The organism is Pseudarthrobacter sp. GQ63 (assembly GCF_059758765.1).
Map to the genome: position 1 here is coordinate 729,929 of NZ_JCAXEF010000001.1, position 17,124 is coordinate 747,052.

The window sequence follows — 17,124 nt, forward strand, 5'->3', positions numbered from 1 at the left end:
GCCCGTCAGGTGACGCTGCCCAGTTCCTTTGCCTCCTGGGATTCCATCCGCGGGTCCGTGCCGAGGAGGCGCCGAAGGGAGCCAAGCCTTGCTGCTCCGGTGGGGCCGGCGTGCCCCGCGCCCACCCATGCGTCCAGTCCGCAGTTCACCGCGGTGGCAGTGTGCTTGCACCCTCGCTCGCAGTCGTCGATGCCGGGGGAGAGGTCCGGGAACGAGCGGAGGATGCGGTCCGGGTCCACGTGCGCCAGGCCAAACGAGCGGATGCCGGGGGTGTCGATGATCCAGCTTCCGGACGGCGCATCCGCCAGCTTCAGCGCAAGGGCCGACGACGACGTGTGCCGGCCGCGGCCCGTCACGGCGTTCACTCCGCCGGTGGCCCGTTCCGCCCCGGTCAGCGCATTGACCATCGTTGACTTTCCAACGCCTGAGTGTCCCAGCATCACGGTGACCTTGCCGTCCAGGTAGCCCCGCATCTCGGCGACGGCCGAGCTGTCCAGCCGGGCGGACAGGCCGTCGTCGGAACGGGCGTCAATGCCCGAGGCCGCTGAATCGGCCGTCCGGCTGATGATTACGGGAAAGTCCAGATGCGTGTAGTTGGACAGCAGTTCCGCCGGATCCTTGACGTCCGCTTTGGTGACCAGCAGGATCGGCTCGATGCCGGCGTCGTAGGCGGCCACCAGGGCACGGTCGATGAAGCCGGTCCGCGGCTCGGGGTTCGCTGCTGCCACCACGATCACCAGCTGGTCGGCATTGGCCACCACTGCCCGTTCCACAGGGTCCGTGTCGTCCGCGCTGCGCCGCAGCAGGGTCTTGCGGTCCTGGATCTTCACCAGCCGTGCCAGGGTGTCCGGCTCCCCGGAGACGTCGCCGACCAGGGAGACAAAGTCTCCTGCGACCACCGGGTTCCGGCGGAGTTCCCTGGCCCGGGCGGCAATGACTACCCGCTCATTGCCGGAGTCTTCTCCCACCACTGCGGTGTACCGGCCCCGGTCAACGGTGATGATGCGTCCCGTGACGGCGTCATCGTGGCTTGGCCTGTCCTTGGTGCGGGGCCGGGAGCCCTTCTTGCTGGGCCGGATCCGGACGTCCGATTCATCCCAGGAATCAGTGCTCCGCGCCACCGCTGGAACCCTCCGACGCCGTTTCGGCCGGGCCATTCTGCGCCAGCATGTCTGCCCACAGCCGGGGGAAATCCGGCATGGTCTTGGCGGTGGTGCCGATGTCCTCCACCTGGACGCCCTCCACGGCGAGGCCAAGGATGGCTCCCGCGGTGGCCATGCGGTGGTCGGCATAGCTGTGCACGACGCCGGCATGCAGCTGTGCGGGACGGATCACCAGGCCGTCGCTGGTTTCTTCAGCGTCGCCGCCAAGGCGGTTGATCTCCGTGACCAGGGCGGCGAGCCGGTCCGTCTCGTGGCCCCGCAGGTGCGCGATGCCGGTAAGCCGGGAGGGGCCGGTAGCCAATGCACACAGGGCGGCCACGGTGGGCGCGAGTTCGCTCGTGTCGGCGAAATCTCCGCCCTTGATGTGGGGTCCGCCGGTGACCGTGAGGACGCCGTCGTCGAGTGTTACCTCGGCGCCCATCGTGGACAGGATGCTGCGCCAGAGGTCACCGACCTGCTGCGTTTCGTCCGGCCAGCCGGGGATCCGCACCGTTCCGCGGGAGGCCAGCGCGGCGGCGAGGAAGGGGCCGGCGTTGGAGAGGTCCTGCTCGATCCGCTGGTCGAAGGCGCGGATGGGGCCGGGGCTGACCACCCAGTGGTTGGGCACCGAGTCATCAACGGCAACCCCGGCGCCGCGAAGGACTGCCACGGTCATGTTGATGTGGTCGAGGCTCGGCACCGGCTTGCCCACGTGTTCAAGGTGCAGGCCTTCGGTGAACCTTGCGCCCACCAGGAGCAGCGCCGAAACGAACTGGGACGACGCGCTGGCATCGATGACCAGGTGGCCACCGCGGACCTCACCTGTGCCCTCCACAACGAACGGCAGTGACGACGGCGTCCCGCCCCCTTCTGCGGAAACGGCCACTCCCAGCGCAGTGAGCGCCTCGATGATGGTTCCCATCGGCCGTTTGCGGGCATGGGGGTCGCCGTCGAACACGCTTTCGCCGTTCCGCAGCGCGGCCAGCGGCGGAACGAACCGCATGACCGTACCCGCGAGCCCGCAGTCGATCCTTGTGAGGGGTGACGCGGCATCCGGGTCCAGCGGAACCACTTCCAGGTCGGGCCCGAAGGCACCGTCCCCGGGTACCTCCGTGATGGTGGCGCCCAACTGCCGGAGCGCCTCGATCATGAGCGCTGAGTCCCTCGAATGCAGGGGTGCCCGCAGGCGGGACGGCGCGTCGGCCAAGGCGGCAAGAACCAGGTACCTGTTGGTCAGGGACTTCGAACCGGGCACGGTGACGGTGGCATCGACGGGCCGGGACGCGAAGGGCGCGGGCCAGTGGGGAAGGGGCGTTCCGGAGTCATCCCGGACGGCGGCTGCTGCGGTCATGCGTTGTTAGGCCCCCGTGGCCTGTTCCACAGCGCGCCGCACAACCTTGTCCGCCTTGTGGAGCTTCTTGTTGGTGGTCTTCCGGGCGTCGGCCGCCAGGTGCGAGGCGTTCCTGCGTGCATCCGCGGCCAGGTGTTCCGCCCGCCAGGCCAGGCCCGGCTTGCCGGCTGTGTCAACGGACGCCAGCAGTGCGCCGCCGCTCAGGGACAGGTTCTTGAGAAGCTGGTTACGGCGGCTTTCCCGCCCTTCCTTGGTGCTGATGTCCGCACTGCGCCACTCAACAAAGGTGTTCAGCAGGGAGATCACCGTGAGCAGCGTGGCCGAGAGCCTGGAGAATTTGCCCAGTCCGAAAAGCACGCCGGCTCCCACTTGCGTTCCGCCGATAACGCGGGCCAGGGTTTTCTCGTCCGACTTGAAGGGCAGGGACGCGGCAGCTTTGCGAAGCAGCGGCGAAAGCTGCTGCGCGGTGTCATCGGCATTCTTGAGCTTATCCACTCCGGCAATGACGAAACTGGAGGCCAGCATGGGGCGGGCGAGCGTGCGGAAAAAGGACATGGATTTCCTCCTGGATGGACGAACCGCATCGAAAGCGGCGGAGTCCGTTCTAGTCTTGCACTTTTGGGGAATATTTGCCGAAGGCATGAGGTTATTCATGACGCATCCGGGAATGCTCTGCCGCAGGGAAACCATGGGCTACAGCATGGACCGGCCGGCAGGCACAGATCGCCGGATGCAGATATCCAGATGCAGATACAGGGATGGACAAGCAGAGCGGAGTTGTGCCCTTGGCGCGGGTGTTGGACGGAATTGAAACAGCAGGCCCGGTGGTGATGGCCTCATTCGAGGCTGAACCGCTGAGCTATGGCTCGCCGCGTGCGCGCAGCCTCCCAGTAGACTTGAAGGCAATGAGCACCCTGGATCCGGCCGTCGCGGCCATGTATGAGGCTTCCGACAGTGAAGCGAAGAGCAGCGCAGCAGCAGGGCCTGAGGCTGCGGACTCGGCTGTGGTCCCGGCGCCTGCCGAAACCGGCGGGGACCTGGTGGATGTTTCCACCGAGTCGGTGGAACAGCGCCGCCTGAGGTTCGAACGCGATGCGATGCAGTACGTCGATCAGCTGTACTCGGCTGCCATGCGCATGGCGAGGAACCCGTCTGACGCCGAGGACCTTGTCCAGGAGGCCTACACCAAGGCCTTCTCTGCTTTCCACCAGTACCGGCCCGGGACCAACCTCAAGGCCTGGCTGTACCGCATCCTGACGAATACCTACATCAATCTGTACCGAAAGCGGCAGCGTGAGCCGCTCCAGTCCAACTCGGACACCATCGAGGACTGGCAGTTGGCACGGGCCGAGTCACACACCTCCAGCGGACTCCGTTCCGCCGAGGCAGAGGCGTTGGACCACCTTCCGGATTCCGACGTCAAAAGGGCGCTCCAGGACATCCCCGAGGAATTCCGCCTTGCGGTCTACTTCGCGGATGTGGAGGGGTTCGCCTACAAGGAAATCTCAGAAATCATGAACACGCCCATCGGCACGGTGATGTCCCGGCTCCACCGCGGCCGGAGGATGCTGCGGGACATGCTGGGGGAGTACGCCGCGGAGCGCGGGTTCAAGACGGCCGCTACTTCACAGGACGCGGCAGGAAGCACACAACAGGAGAGCAGGAAATGAGCGACTGCCAGGGATTGGGCGACTGCGACGACAGCCGGATGCAACGCATCTACGAGTACCTCGACGGTGCCCTGACCCGCGAGGACATTACGGAGATCAAGAACCACCTTGATGACTGCCCGGAATGCACGGAGCAGTACGACCTTGAGTGCGTGATCCGCAACATGGTTAAACGCTCCTGCACCGAAGCTGCTCCGGAGAACCTGAAGAACGCCATTCTTGACCGGATCCATACCATCCGGCCGGTGGACGCCTAGGACCGCCCCGCCCAGCTGACAACAAAGGACCCCGGAAGCCACGTGGCTTCCGGGGTCCTTTGTTTGAACCGTAGTTCCTGGCATGTGCCTAGGTGTTGGGGCGCTTCCCGTGGTTCGCGCCGCCACGCTTACGGTCACGACGCTTGCGTGCACGCTTGCTCATAGCTGGCCTCCTTACTGTTGGTACTCAAAAGAGCTGCCCTCAAGTCTCCCACATCACGGGGCGGCCCGCGAACCAGGAACAGCCGGATGACCTGCGCATTGACGGCGGTGGGGCGTCTGGGGGCTAGGAGTTCAGCGAGTTGCGGATGGAAATGCCGGCCTGTTCCAGCACGGTCCTCAGCGTTTCCAGTGCCACGGGACTGAGCGGTTGCCTGCCGGCATGCAGCCGCAGCTCCGCCCTAAGGTCGTCCCGGAACTGCTGAAGCATCATTTCGGCTTCCTTGAGGGACCGCTGGCTTTCGGCCGGCAGCCGTCCGGGGACCCTGAAGTCGGTGGACAGTGCGCTGGCACGGGCTGCCTCCGCAGTCGCGGCAAGATCCGCACGCAGCCCCCTCATGTTGCTGCGGATGTCCTCGCGCAGGCTGTCAGCCAGCCGCCGGACAGAGGCTGAAATGTCGCTCTCCACGCCTGCCAGCTCGTCACGGCGGCGGTTGAGCTCGGCCAGCCCGGCGGCGGTGATGTGGTAATTCGTGCGGCGGCCGGCGGACTCGGTGGCCACCAGGCCTTCCTCCTCGAGTTTGCCCAGCCGCGGGTAGATGGTGCCGGCGCTGGGGGAGTATGTTCCGCCGAACCGCTCCTTGAGCGCCTTGATGAGCTCATAGCCGTGTTTGGGCCCGGACTCAAGAAGCGCCAGAAGGTACAGCCGGAGCGCGCCGTGGGCAAAGACCGGTGCCATCAGGTTCCTGCTTCTGCGTTTCCTGCCACGGTCCTGTGGAAGATGGAGGTCTTTCCGGACACTGAGTTGGTCCGCACCAGCATCAGCTGGCCGTCAGGGCCCGCAATGGTCTCCACCTTGCCCCCCACCACCGTGTACCGCTGGTCCCCGATCACCACCGCACCGCTGGCGGACTTGGCGATGATGTCCACGCCTACATCGTGGGGCAGCCGGATGGTGAGGTCTCCCGAGACCGAGTTTGCCCCGAAATCATGGGTGAAGCCCAGGAGGTCAAAACTCATGTGCCCGCTGACCGTGTTCGCCCTGATGTTGGTGAGGCGGCCGGATGCCGTCACTTCACCGGAGACGCTCTTGGCTGTCAGGACCCCGGTGTGGTTGCGGATGGAAACTTCTCCGCTGACAGTCTGGACGTGCAGTTCCCCGGTTGTGCTGTCCGCCATGACCGAACCGGAGACGGTGCTGAGGCGGGTGTTCGCGGCTACGGCGGATACCAGCCCATCGCCGCTGACGGTGCCGGCCTCCACGGTGACGTGGGCGGGTACGGCAATGCTGATGACGGCCGAGTTTTCGCTGTTGTGGTTGACCGTTCCCATGAGGTTCTTGAACCAGCCCTGGGGGCCGTGCAGTTGGTGGCGGACCTCCAGCCTTCCGCCGCTCAGGGAGACAGCCACCGGGTCGCCGTGCACATCCGAGATCTCTACCCGGGTGACGGGTTCCTGGTGCGTGACGACGTCGAAGCGTCCCTGCACCATGCCAAGTTTCAGTGACGTCACGCCGTCGACGTCGATGGTCTCCGGACTGGTGACAGTCCACTCTTGATCGGTCACGGGCCCTCCAGGCGATATATCGTGTTGACCTTCCCCAACGTACCCCCGCCGTGGGGGCAGGTCAAGATATATCGCGAACCTGCGTTACTCCGGAGCGTCGAGGCCGAGCCACTGGAACCAGCCACGGTGCAGCACCAGCCACGCCATCAGCCCGTAGCCGGCCTGGCCGGGCGTGCCGCCCTGGGCCGCCAGATCCTGGCGCCACTGTTCGTGGTTCAGGAGCGGGGAGAAGGTGTCCACGTACAGGTGCTTGCGCCGCGTAGTGACATCGGCGAAGGCGGTGTTGAGTTCGTCAAGGCGCCTGTTCTGCGCGGGGTCCAGGGTGGGCGGCGGGCCCACGACGAAGACCTCGATGCGGTTCTGGGACGCCGAATCCAGGATGTTGGCCAGGTTGAGCCGGCTGCGGGCAGTGGAGAGCCCGAACTGTATGTCGCGTCCGGAGAGCCCGATCACCAGACGGTTCTCTGCTTTGTCGCTGAAGCGCCGGCCGGCCTCGTCCAGCCAGCGCGCAGCGAGGCCTTCCGTTCCTTCCTCCGGGCAGGGGAGGGCGTAGCTTTCGAGGAGCATGCTGTCCCGGGGAGTGCGGGCCAATACGCGGCCCAGCCAGCCGAGGGCCCGGGGGTCACCCAGTCCGGCCAGCAGTTCATCTCCTACAGCTGCAATCCGCAGCTTCCTGTCTTCCACGCGTTCCTCTTTACGTCGGTGCCTTGCCGCCGCCACCGTGGACCTGGTTCCGGCCACGGGGTTGGGCTGTGCATGCGATTGGGGCTTTTCATCCAGTGCTGTGTATTTCCATCAGCGCTGTGGACTCCATTAAACAGAACCGCCCGGCCGGAGTCTGGGATTTCGACGTCCGGCCGGGCAGCCTTAGTGCTTACTTCCGTGCAAATGCCTGCTTCAGGAGGACATCCTGTTCCGCGGCGTGCCGTTTCATGGACCCGGCGGCAGTGGACGCCGACGCCGGCCGTGAAACCAGCCGGACGGTGCGCTCCAGGGCGCCCGGCAGGTTCAGGCCAATAAACGGCCACGGCCCCTGGTTGGCGGGCTCATCCTGCGCCCACACAACTTCTGCGTTCGGGTACTTGGCGAGTTCCTGTGCGATTTCCTCGTGCGGCAGCGGGTAGAGCTGCTCCACGCGGATGATCGCGGTGGTCTTGTCGTCCGTCTTCTGCCGGGTGGACAGGAGATCGTAGTACAGGCGGCCGGAGACCAGGAGGACGCGTTCGACGGCGTCTCCCGCCAGCTGCTCGTGTTCGCCGATGACGGGGCGGAACGTGCCGGTTGTGAAATCCTCCACCGTTGATGCGGCAGCCTTGAGGCGCAGCAGCTGCTTGGGCGTGAAGATGATCAGCGGCTTGCGTGGCCGGTTGTAGGCCTGGCGGCGCAGCAGGTGGAAGTGCGAGGCCGCGGTGGTGGGGTTGGCCACGATCATGTTCTCTTCGGCGCACAGCTGCAGGAACCGCTCGATCCTTGCGGAGGAGTGGTCCGGACCCTGGCCCTCGTAGCCGTGGGGCAGCATCAGGACCAGCGAGGACCGCTGTCCCCACTTCTGCTCCGCGGAGGAGATGAACTCGTCGATGATGGTCTGTGCACCGTTGACGAAGTCGCCGAACTGCGCCTCCCACAGGACCAGCGCATCCGGCCGCTCAACAGAGTAGCCGTACTCGAAGCCCATGGCCGCGTATTCCGAAAGCAGGGAGTCGTAGATCCACAGCTTCGCCTGGTCGTCGGAAAGGTTGCCGAGGGGCAGCCATTCCTTGCCGTTGGCGCGGTCGTGGAACACGGCGTGCCGCTGCACGAAGGTGCCGCGGCGGGAGTCCTGTCCGGCCAGGCGTACGGGGACCCCTTCCATGATCAGTGAACCGAAGGCTGCGATTTCACCGAAGCCCCAGTCGATGCCGCCCTCGCGGGACATCTGCTCGCGCTTCTCGAGCAGCTGCTTGAGCTTTGCGTGAACCGTGAAGCCCTCCGGGATTTCCACGTGGGCCTTGCCGATCCGCGCCAGGGTGTCTGCGGAAATGGCCGTCGAAACCGGCGAAGTGGTACCGGAGTCGGACTGCTGGGAGATGGGACGCTCGATGTCCGAGACGGCGGCAGTGTCTGCCGTGACGATCGGGATCGGGGACGTCTGGGCCGCGTGGGTTTCGGCGAAGACGCGTTCCAGACGCTCCTGGTAGTCGCGGAGCAGCTGTTCGGCTTCTTCCTCGGTGATGTCGCCACGGCCGATCAGGGACTCGGTGTAGAGCTTGCGGACGGAGCGCTTGGCCTCAATGAGGTTGTACATCAGCGGCTGGGTCATCGAGGGGTCGTCGCCCTCGTTGTGCCCGCGGCGGCGGTAGCAGACCATGTCGATGACGACGTCCTTGTGGAACCGCTGGCGGAACTCGTAGGCGAGCTGCCCGATGCGGACCACTGCCTCGGGATCGTCGCCGTTCACGTGGAACACAGGGGCCTGGATCATCTTGGCGACGTCCGTGGAGTATGTGGACGAGCGGGATGATGACGGGGCCGTGGTGAAACCCACCTGGTTGTTGACAACCACGTGGATGGTTCCGCCGGTGCGGTAGCCGCGGAGCTGGGACAGGTTGAGCGTTTCCGCAACCACGCCCTGGCCTGCAAAGGCGGCGTCGCCATGGACCATGATGGGCAGGACGGGGAAGGATTCGCCCTGGTCCAGCCGGTCCTGCTTGGCGCGGACAATGCCCTCAAGAACGGGATCCACTGCTTCGAGGTGGGAGGGGTTGGCGGCGAGGTAGACCTTGGTTTCCTTGCCGTTGTCCGAGGTGAAGGTCCCCTCGGTGCCCAGGTGGTACTTGACGTCACCGGAGCCCTGCACGGAGCGCGGGTCCTGGGTGCCTTCGAATTCGCGGAAGACCTGGGCGTAGGTCTTGCCGGCGATGTTGGTGAGCACGTTCAGGCGGCCGCGGTGGGCCATGCCGATGGCTACTTCGTCCAGGCCGTCGTCGGCGGCGTCGGACATGATGGCGTCAAGCAGCGGAATCAGGGATTCTCCGCCCTCCAGGGAGAAGCGCTTCTGGCCGACGAACTTGGTCTGCAGGAAGGTCTCGAAGGCCTCGGCGGCGTTCAGCTTGGAGACAATGCGGAGCTGCTCTTCACGGCTGGGCTTGGAGTAGGGGTGTTCCAGCTGGTCCTGGAACCACTTGCGCTCTTCCGGTTCCTGGATGTGCATGTATTCGATGCCGGTGGTGCGGCAGTAGGCATCGCGCAGGACGCCCAGGATGTCGCGGAACTTGAGCATGGGCTTGCCGCCGAAGCCGCCGGTGGGCCATTCGCGGTCCAGGTCCCACAGCGTCAGGCCGTAAGTCAGGATGTCGAGGTCCGGGTGCTTGCGCTGGACGTATTCAAGGGGATCGGTGTCGGCCATCAGGTGGCCGCGGACCCGGTAGGAGTGGATCAGCTGCTGGATCCGCGCCACCTTGTTAATCTGGTCTGCCGGATCAACCTGCTTGTCGGCGCTCCAGCGCACGGGCTCGTACGGGATGCGGAGGGACTCGAAGATCTCGTCGTAGAAGTTCTGCGCACCCAGCAGCAGCTGGTGCACAAGCTTGAGGAACTCGCCGCTGCCGGCACCCTGGATCACGCGGTGATCGTAGGTGGAGGTCAGGGTGAGGACCTTGCTGATCGCGTTCTGGGCGATGATCTTTTCGCTGGCGCCCTGGAACTCCGCGGGGTAGTCGAGGGCGCCGACGCCGATGATGGCAGCCTGGCCCTTGGACAGGCGGGGCACCGAGTGGACGGTGCCGATGCCGCCGGGGTTGGTCAGCGACACGGTGGTGCCCTGGTGGTCCTCAGCCGTCAGCTTGCCGTTGCGGGCGCGCTTGATCAGGTCCTCGTAGGTGTGCCAGAACTCGGAGAAGTTGAGGGTTTCGGCCTTCTTGATGTTCGGCACCATGAGCAGGCGGGTGCCGTCCGGCTTCGGCATGTCGATGGCAATGCCGAAGTTGACGTGGGCCGGCTGGACGGCAACGGGCTTGCCGTCCACTTCGTCGTAGTACACGTTCATGGAAGGGAACTGGGAGAGAGCGCGGATCACGGCGTAGCCGATGAGGTGCGTGAAGGAAACCTTGCCGCCGCGGGCGCGGGCCAGGTTCGAGTTGATGACCACGCGGTTGTCGATCAGCAGCTTGGCCGGGATGGCGCGGACGCTGGTGGCCGTGGGCACCTGGAGGCTGGTGACCATGTTGGTGGCGATTGCCTTTGCCGGTCCGCGGAGGACGGAGACGACGTCTTCCTCAGGAGCGGTGGGTGCCTTGACGTTCTTGGGCAGCTGCGCCGGGATGGGCTGGGAGCCGGTTCCGGCCTCCGTCTTCTTGCCGCCGTCGCGGGCAACCGTGGCGGGGGCCTTCTTTGCCGCTGCGGGCGCGGACGCCGGAGGTGCGGACGGCACCGGCGGGACGGCTGGTGCTGCTGCCGGCGACGGTGCCGGGGCTGCATTTACTGACGGCATTTCCCGGGTAGCGGGGTGGGCCGAATTTCCATTGGAAGAAGAACTGCCCGACCCGAACGATTCAAACAGCGGCCACCACTTGGCATCCACGGCGTTCTTGTCCTGCTGGTACTGCTCGTACAGTTCGTCAACGAGCCACTCGTTTCCGCCAAATTCCTCTGGTAGACGGTGGCTAGGCTGCTCTGGCACTTGAAATACGCCTCTTCCATGAGTTTGATTTCTCCCCGGCCCCACGGTGCTTCAGCAACACGTTCGAACCGATTTCTGCGTCCTCTGAACCCAGACCTTTGCAAGTCTAGTGAGCATCGTGTCTTAACTGCCAATAAGGGTGACCCAAATCATGAAGTGACGCGGGGATCGCGGAATATGGCGGGAAACTGCGTCATCAACGGTGTGTTGCGGGGCGCCGGAGAGGCCGCCCGCGAAGCGCCCGGCGGGCGGCAGCGCGGGTGAAGCGGGCGCAGGTGCCTCCTGTAGACTGAGGCTCTTATGGACAGTAAATCTAGGTGCCGGCCTGGGGGCTGTCAGCGGGGCATGAAGAGCAGCGCCGCGCAGTCCACCCGCAGAGCCGGCAAACCCCGAACACGAGCCCATCATCCGCCGGCAGCACAGCCGTCCAGAGCCCCCGGGGAACGGGCGCCGGTTTCCGCCGACCACCCTCCGCCGGGAAGACCGCCCAGTCTCCGCATTTCCCCTTCCTTTGCCATGCCATTCAGCACCGCCTTCCAGGCGGGATGCTGAGTGGAATGGCTTCTCCTTGCAGCAGGCCTGCTGCTGATCGCCGGCACGGGATTCTTCGTGGCCGTCGAATTCTCCCTTATTGCCCTGGACCAGCCCACGGTCCAACGTGCCATTGACGACGGCGACGCCGGCGCTGTCCCTTTGCTCACCTGCCTGAAATCGCTGTCCACGCAGCTGTCCAGCTGCCAGCTGGGCATCACTCTGACAACGCTCCTGACCGGCTACGTGATGGAGCCCTCGGTGGGCCGCCTCCTGGAAGCCCCCCTGGCCGCCGTCGGACTTCCCGACGTCGCCGTCGCTTCGGTCTCCCTGGTCCTGGCCATGGTGCTCGCCACCCTGCTCTCGATGCTCCTGGGCGAACTGGTGCCCAAGAACATGGCCATCGCGCTGTCCTTCCCGGTGGGGCGGGCGCTCGCCCGGCCCCAGCTGATATTCACGGCTGTCTTCAAACCGGCCATCGTGCTGCTCAACGGGTTCTCCAACAAGGTGCTGAACGTCTTCGGCCTGGAGGCGAAGGAAGAAATTTCCGGGGCCAGGACACCGGCGGAACTCGCATCGCTGGTGCGCCGGTCCGCGGCCATGGGAACGCTCGACGCCGGCACTGCCAACTTCGTGGCGCGTACCCTGAACTTCTCCACCCGGACAGCGGCCGACGTGATGACGCCCCGCATCCGCGTGGAAACGATCGATGCCGACCAGCCCGTGTCGGATGTCCTCAGTGCTGCACGCCGGACCGGATACTCGCGGTTCCCGGTGATTGGCGATTCCGCCGATGACATCCGGGGGCTGGTCCACGTTAAGAAGGCTGTGGCTGTGCCGTGGGACCGCCGCCAAAACCTGGAAGCCGGTGCCATCATGACGGAGGTGCTGAGGGTCCCCGAGACCATCCACCTCGACGCCCTGCTTGCGGAACTCCGCGAAGGCAACCTCCAGCTCGCCGTCGTCCTGGACGAGTACGGCGGAACCGCCGGCATCGCCACGCTCGAGGACCTGGTGGAGGAAATCGTGGGAGAGGTGGCCGACGAGCATGACAAGGTCCGCCCTGGACTCCTGCAGAGTGCCTCCGGGGACTGGTACTTCCCTGGCCTGCTCCGCCCGGACGAGCTGTCAGAGCAGATTCCCCGGCTGAGCGTCCCTGACGAAGCAGCCTACGAAACGGTGGGCGGATACGTCATGAGCAAGCTGGGCCGGATCGCCGTCGTTGGGGATACTGTCTCCGTTGGCGGCGGCACGCTGAGCGTCACCAGGATGGACGGGCGCCGCATTGACCGGATCTGCTTCCGGCCGGCTGCCGACTCCGGCGACAACGACCGGGCGGACAGCTCCCAGCGGGACGACCATTCCAGGCAAGACGACAAGTCCACACGTAACGGCAGGAACCAACGCGACGACAGGGCTGAACGATGAGCGACTGGGCCGGAATCTTCTGGCTGGCTGTCCTGCTGCTCGGCAACGCCTTTTTTGTGGCCGCTGAATTCGCAGTCATGTCCGCACGGCGCAGCCAGATCGAACCGCTGGCCGAAGCCGGGTCGAAGCGGGCGCAGACCACCCTCCGCGCCATGGAAAACGTGTCGCTGATGCTGGCGTGCGCCCAGCTTGGCATCACCGTCTGCTCCCTCCTGATCCTGCTGGTGGCCGAACCGGCCATCCACCATCTCCTCGCCGTACCGCTCGAGACGCTCGGCCTGCCGAAGGAAGTTGCCGATGTGGCTGCGTTCGCGGTGGCGCTGATGCTGGTGACGTTCCTGCATGTGACCTTCGGGGAAATGGTGCCAAAGAACATCTCGGTCAGCGTGGCTGACAAGGCGGCGCTCCTGCTTGCCCCGCCGCTGATGTTCGTTGCGCGGCTGGTCCACCCCGTCATTTCGGTCCTCAACTGGTCGGCCAACCACATCCTCAAGCTCCTTCGGATCGAGCCCAAGGATGAGGTGAACTCCTCCTTCACACTGGAGGAAGTGCAGTCCATTGTTCAGGAGTCCACCCGACACGGGCTGGTCGATGACGACGCCGGGCTCATCACCGGCGCGCTGGAGTTCTCCGAATACACAGCCGCGGACATCATGGTTCCCCTGGAGAAGCTGGTCATGCTTCGGGCCGCCACCACCCCCGTGGAGTTCGAGAAGGCCGTGAGCCGCACCGGATTTTCCCGGTTCCCCATGCTTGACGAGGACGACATGCTGTACGGCTACCTCCACGTTAAGGATGTACTGTCCATCCCCGAGCAGGCCTATGAGCGGCCCATCGCCGAGAGCCGCATCCGCTCCCTGGCCAACCTGGCGCTGGACGATGAGATCGAGAAGGCAATGTCCGTTATGCAGCGCACCGGATCCCACCTTGCACGGGTGATCGGACCCGATGGCAACACCAAGGGCATCCTGTTCCTGGAAGACGTGATCGAGCAGCTCGTCGGCGAGATCCGGGATGCAACCCAGGCCACCGGCATCCGGCGGCTGGGGCAGCCCAACGGGGGATAGCGGAACGGTGCCCTTCTCCGGTGGGCGGAGGGCACCGTTGCCATGGCACCCTTCTTTTCTAAATAGGAATCATTCCCATTTAGGTATAAGCTGGGAGGGTTGTTTTCGCCCCTCCCCACTGAATGAGGTTTCCGTGCGCCGTCCCGCCGCTGCCCGATCGTCCCTCGCTGCCCTTGCCGGGCTCGGCCTGCTCCTAACCGCGTGCAGCCCGCAGGCGGAACCCGCTCCGGACGCCGCCGACGGAATCAACATCGTGGCCTCAACGGACGTCTATGGTGACATCGCCAAAACGATTGGCGGCGACAAGGTCAGCGTGACCGCCATCATCACCAAGACCAGCCAGGACCCGCATTCCTACGAAGCCACCGCCCAGGACCGGCTTGCGGTCTCGAAAGCCGACCTCGTCCTGGAAAACGGCGGCGGCTACGACGACTTCATCCACACCCTGGCGGAGGACAGCGGCCTTGACGACGCGAAGGTGCTCAACGCCGTCGAACTTTCCGGCCTGGCCCACCCTGAGGAAGAGGAAGCCACCGCGGACGCCCCGGCGACGGAACCCGCGGCAGAAGACGAATCTGACCACGACCACGGCGAATTGAACGAGCACGTCTGGTACAGCCTCCCGGCGGTGGAACAGCTGGCCGATGAGATCGCCGCCAAGCTGGCCGAACTCGAGCCCGCCTCTGCCTCGACATTCCAGTCCAACGCCGCCGCTTTTAAAGCCGGCATAGAAGAACTGCACGGAAAGCTGGACGCACTGAAGGCTGCTTCGGCGGGTGCCCAGGTGGCCGTAACTGAGCCGGTGCCGGTATACCTCCTGGCGGATGCCGGGCTGGTGAACACCACGCCCGAGGACTACACTGCTGCGATTGAAGAGGGCTCGGACGTCCCGCCGGCAGTGCTCAAGGCCGCCTCGGACCTTGTGGCCTCGAAGTCGGTGCGCCTGCTCGCCTACAACAGCCAGACCGAAGGCCCGCAGACGGAGTCGCTGAAGAAGGCGGCAGAAACTGCGGGGGTTCCGGTGGTTGACTTCAGTGAAACACTGCCGGAGGGCAAGACGTACCTCGAGTGGATGACGGACAATGTGGACAACATCACCAACGTTCTGGAGACAAATAGTTGAAACCCGTGGTCAGCCTCACCGGAGCGTCCCTGAAGTTCGGCAAGCGGGCGCTCTGGGAGGATCTGGACCTGGACATCATGCCTGGCGAGTTCTTCGCCGTACTGGGTCCCAATGGAAGCGGCAAGACCAGTTTCCTGAAGGTCCTGCTGGGGCTCCAGGACCTTCACCGGGGGCAGGCCATGCTCGGCAGCCGCCCGGTGGAACGCGGCAGCAGCCTCATCGGCTACATACCCCAGCAGAAATCGTTCGCCCCGGACACCCCCATGCGGGCCCGGGACCTCGTCGGCCTGGGCGTTGACGGCCACCGGTGGGGCCTGCGTCTGTCCCCGGGCAAGGCCAACCGCAAAATCGACCAGCTCCTTGAACTTGTTGGGGCCACGGAATACGCGAAAGTTCCGGTGGGTCAGCTGTCCGGCGGCGAACAGCAGCGGCTGCGGGTTGCGCAGGCCCTTGCCACGGATCCCCAGATCCTTCTGTGCGATGAACCCCTGCTCTCCCTGGACCTCCACCACCAGCAGGCGGTCAGCGCCCTGATCAACAAACAGTGCCGTGAGCAGAACAGTGCCGTGGTTTTCGTGACGCACGAAATCAACCCCATCATCGACTACGTGGACCGGGTGCTGTACCTGGCCGGCGGCCGCTTCAAGGTGGGTACGCCCGAAGAGGTCATGACCACCGAGGTCCTCTCCGACCTTTACGGAAGCCATGTTGAGGTGATCCACGCCAACGGGCGCATCGTGGTGGTGGGCCTGCCGGATGCCACCACCCACCACCATGCACCAACGCATGTGCTGGCCGGAGAGGCAGCCTGATGGACGCGGACAGCATTCTCGGCGCGATCTTCAGCTTCGAAAACTACGGCGAACTCCTGGTGCTGGTGCAGAACTCCATCTGGGCCGGTGCCGTCCTGGGCCTCCTGGGCGGCCTGGTGGGGACCTTCGTGATGAAGCGCGACCTGGCGTTTGCGGTGCACGGCATCTCCGAACTCTCCTTCGCCGGGGCTGCCTTTGCGCTGCTCATCGGCGCCGACATCGTGTTTGGATCGCTGATCGGGTCCGTCACCGCGGCGCTGCTGCTGGGCCTGATGGGTGTCCGGGCCAGGGACAAAAACTCGATCATCGGCGTCATCATGCCATTCGGTCTGGGGCTGGGCATCCTGTTCCTGTCCCTGTACGAAGGCCGGGCCGCCAACAAGTTCGGCCTGCTCACAGGACAGATCGTCTCCGTGGACACGGTCCAGCTGCAGGCGCTTGCCGGAACGGCCGTGGTGGTGATGGTGGCCCTGGTGGCCATCTGGCGGCCCCTGAATTTCGCCAGCGTGGATCCTGAACTTGCCGAGGCCCGCGGGGTTCCCGTGCGGACGCTTGCCATCGTCTTTATGGTCCTGCTGGGCGTCAGCGTGGCCCTGTCCATCCAGGTGGTGGGAGCCCTCCTGGTCCTGGCCCTGCTGATCACGCCTGCCGCGGCCGCGCTCCGGGTGACGTCCTCGCCGGTTGCCGTGGTGCTCCTCAGCGTGGCCTTCGCGATGACCGCCACCGTAGGCGGGATCCTGCTGGCGCTGGGAGGACGCATTCCCATCAGCCCCTATGTCACCACCCTGTCCTTCCTGATCTACGTGGTGTGCCGGGTGGTTGGGTCGGTGCGGGCCCGGAAGGGAATCAACGGGCGGGTCCTGGCGGGAACGGCTTAGAGGCTGCCGGCGGCCTTGCGCGCCGTGCAGTCCGGACACAGACCGAAGATCTCCACGGTGTGCGCCACCTCTGTGAACCCGTGCTCTGCGGCTGTGCGCGCCGCCCAGGTCTCCACCGCCGGAGCCTCCACTTCCACTGCCTTGCCGCAGTTCCGGCACAGCAGGTGATGGTGGTGTCCTGTAACGGCGCAGCGGCGGTACACGGCCTCGCCGTCGCCGTTGCGCAGTACGTCCACCAGGCCCTCGTCCGCGAGCGACTGGAGAATCCGGTAGGCGGTTGCCAGTGAGACCGAAACGCCCTGGTTCTGGAGGATCCGGTAGAGCTCCTGGGTGCTGACGAAATCGTCCAGTTCATCCAGCGCCGCGCTGACGGCCCTGCGCTGCTTCGTGACGCGCTGCTCCTTGCCGCCGCCCATCGCCGGGGACGACGTGGTGGAATCAGCCTTGGCGCCGACGGGCATGGGTGGACTCGCTTCCTCAGGA

General features: G+C 65.3%; 16 protein-coding genes. 7 read left to right on the plus strand and 9 right to left on the minus strand.

Annotated elements, in window-relative coordinates:
• Positions 1-5: 5 nt before the first annotated feature.
• Genes rsgA through AC6CHP_RS03550 form a run of 3 tightly spaced genes read right to left on the minus strand, consistent with a single transcriptional unit; the run spans position 6 to position 3,048 of the window.
• Entirely contained in the window at positions 6-1,121 is a 1,116-nt protein-coding gene (gene rsgA, locus AC6CHP_RS03540) for a ribosome small subunit-dependent GTPase A (protein WP_498228212.1), read from the minus strand.
• Positions 1,105-2,493, minus strand: coding sequence for a 3-phosphoshikimate 1-carboxyvinyltransferase (gene aroA, locus AC6CHP_RS03545; protein WP_498228213.1), 1,389 nt, complete (start codon positions 2,491-2,493; stop codon positions 1,105-1,107). The genes rsgA and aroA overlap by 17 nt, the downstream gene beginning before the upstream one ends.
• Positions 2,494-2,499: 6 nt before the next feature.
• Positions 2,500-3,048 (minus strand): DoxX family protein, encoded by a 549-nt coding sequence (locus tag AC6CHP_RS03550; RefSeq protein ID WP_188727823.1) that lies wholly within the window; start codon positions 3,046-3,048, stop codon positions 2,500-2,502.
• Between the two features lie 350 nt (positions 3,049-3,398).
• On the opposite strand from AC6CHP_RS03550, the gene AC6CHP_RS03555 reads away from it, so the two are divergent.
• Entirely contained in the window at positions 3,399-4,163 is a 765-nt protein-coding gene (locus AC6CHP_RS03555) for a sigma-70 family RNA polymerase sigma factor (RefSeq protein WP_188727825.1), read from the plus strand.
• Entirely contained in the window at positions 4,160-4,420 is a 261-nt protein-coding gene (gene rsrA, locus AC6CHP_RS03560) for a mycothiol system anti-sigma-R factor (protein WP_104184948.1), read from the plus strand. The genes AC6CHP_RS03555 and rsrA overlap by 4 nt, the downstream gene beginning before the upstream one ends.
• Before the next feature lie 88 nt (positions 4,421-4,508).
• Here the strand turns inward: rsrA and AC6CHP_RS03565 are convergent, their stop codons facing one another.
• The 5 genes from AC6CHP_RS03565 to AC6CHP_RS03585 all read right to left on the minus strand — a co-directional run bounded on the left by AC6CHP_RS03565 (position 4,509) and on the right by AC6CHP_RS03585 (position 10,802).
• Positions 4,509-4,583 carry a 50S ribosomal protein bL37 gene (locus AC6CHP_RS03565; RefSeq protein WP_369299106.1) on the minus strand — a complete coding sequence of 25 codons (75 nt, stop codon included), beginning with the start codon at positions 4,581-4,583 and terminating at the stop codon, positions 4,509-4,511.
• Positions 4,584-4,706: 123 nt separating this feature from the next.
• Complete coding sequence (locus AC6CHP_RS03570) at positions 4,707-5,318, minus strand: PadR family transcriptional regulator (protein ID WP_498228214.1); 612 nt, start codon at positions 5,316-5,318, stop codon at positions 4,707-4,709.
• Positions 5,318-6,145, minus strand: coding sequence for a DUF4097 family beta strand repeat-containing protein (locus AC6CHP_RS03575; RefSeq protein ID WP_498228215.1), 828 nt, complete (start codon positions 6,143-6,145; stop codon positions 5,318-5,320). The genes AC6CHP_RS03570 and AC6CHP_RS03575 overlap by 1 nt, the downstream gene beginning before the upstream one ends.
• A gap of 84 nt (positions 6,146-6,229) precedes the next feature.
• Positions 6,230-6,829 carry a GDSL-type esterase/lipase family protein gene (locus tag AC6CHP_RS03580; protein WP_104184945.1) on the minus strand — a complete coding sequence of 200 codons (600 nt, stop codon included), beginning with the start codon at positions 6,827-6,829 and terminating at the stop codon, positions 6,230-6,232.
• A 190-nt stretch (positions 6,830-7,019) separates the two neighbouring features.
• Positions 7,020-10,802, minus strand: a complete 3,783-nt coding sequence (locus AC6CHP_RS03585; RefSeq protein ID WP_498228216.1) for a multifunctional oxoglutarate decarboxylase/oxoglutarate dehydrogenase thiamine pyrophosphate-binding subunit/dihydrolipoyllysine-residue succinyltransferase subunit — start codon at positions 10,800-10,802, stop codon at positions 7,020-7,022.
• Positions 10,803-11,354: 552 nt separating this feature from the next.
• On the opposite strand from AC6CHP_RS03585, the gene AC6CHP_RS03590 reads away from it, so the two are divergent.
• The 5 genes from AC6CHP_RS03590 to AC6CHP_RS03610 all read left to right on the plus strand — a co-directional run bounded on the left by AC6CHP_RS03590 (position 11,355) and on the right by AC6CHP_RS03610 (position 16,641).
• The gene (locus AC6CHP_RS03590) at positions 11,355-12,761 is read left to right on the plus strand and encodes a hemolysin family protein (protein ID WP_377193875.1); all 1,407 of its coding nucleotides are present in this window, start codon (positions 11,355-11,357) and stop codon (positions 12,759-12,761) included.
• Positions 12,758-13,828, plus strand: a complete 1,071-nt coding sequence (locus AC6CHP_RS03595; RefSeq protein ID WP_498228217.1) for a hemolysin family protein — start codon at positions 12,758-12,760, stop codon at positions 13,826-13,828. Before AC6CHP_RS03590 ends, AC6CHP_RS03595 begins: the two co-directional genes overlap by 4 nt.
• 133 nt (positions 13,829-13,961) lie before the next feature.
• A complete protein-coding gene (locus AC6CHP_RS03600; protein WP_498228218.1) occupies positions 13,962-14,951 on the plus strand; it encodes a metal ABC transporter solute-binding protein, Zn/Mn family in 990 nt (329 codons plus the stop codon).
• Positions 14,948-15,763 (plus strand): metal ABC transporter ATP-binding protein, encoded by an 816-nt coding sequence (locus tag AC6CHP_RS03605; RefSeq protein WP_188727836.1) that lies wholly within the window; start codon positions 14,948-14,950, stop codon positions 15,761-15,763. Before AC6CHP_RS03600 ends, AC6CHP_RS03605 begins: the two co-directional genes overlap by 4 nt.
• Positions 15,763-16,641, plus strand: coding sequence for a metal ABC transporter permease (locus AC6CHP_RS03610; protein WP_104184940.1), 879 nt, complete (start codon positions 15,763-15,765; stop codon positions 16,639-16,641). The genes AC6CHP_RS03605 and AC6CHP_RS03610 overlap by 1 nt, the downstream gene beginning before the upstream one ends.
• Here the strand turns inward: AC6CHP_RS03610 and AC6CHP_RS03615 are convergent.
• Positions 16,638-17,102, minus strand: coding sequence for a Fur family transcriptional regulator (locus AC6CHP_RS03615; RefSeq protein ID WP_308421953.1), 465 nt, complete (start codon positions 17,100-17,102; stop codon positions 16,638-16,640). The two genes, AC6CHP_RS03610 and AC6CHP_RS03615, sit on opposite strands and share 4 nt — an antisense overlap.
• Positions 17,103-17,124: the final 22 nt, after the last annotated feature.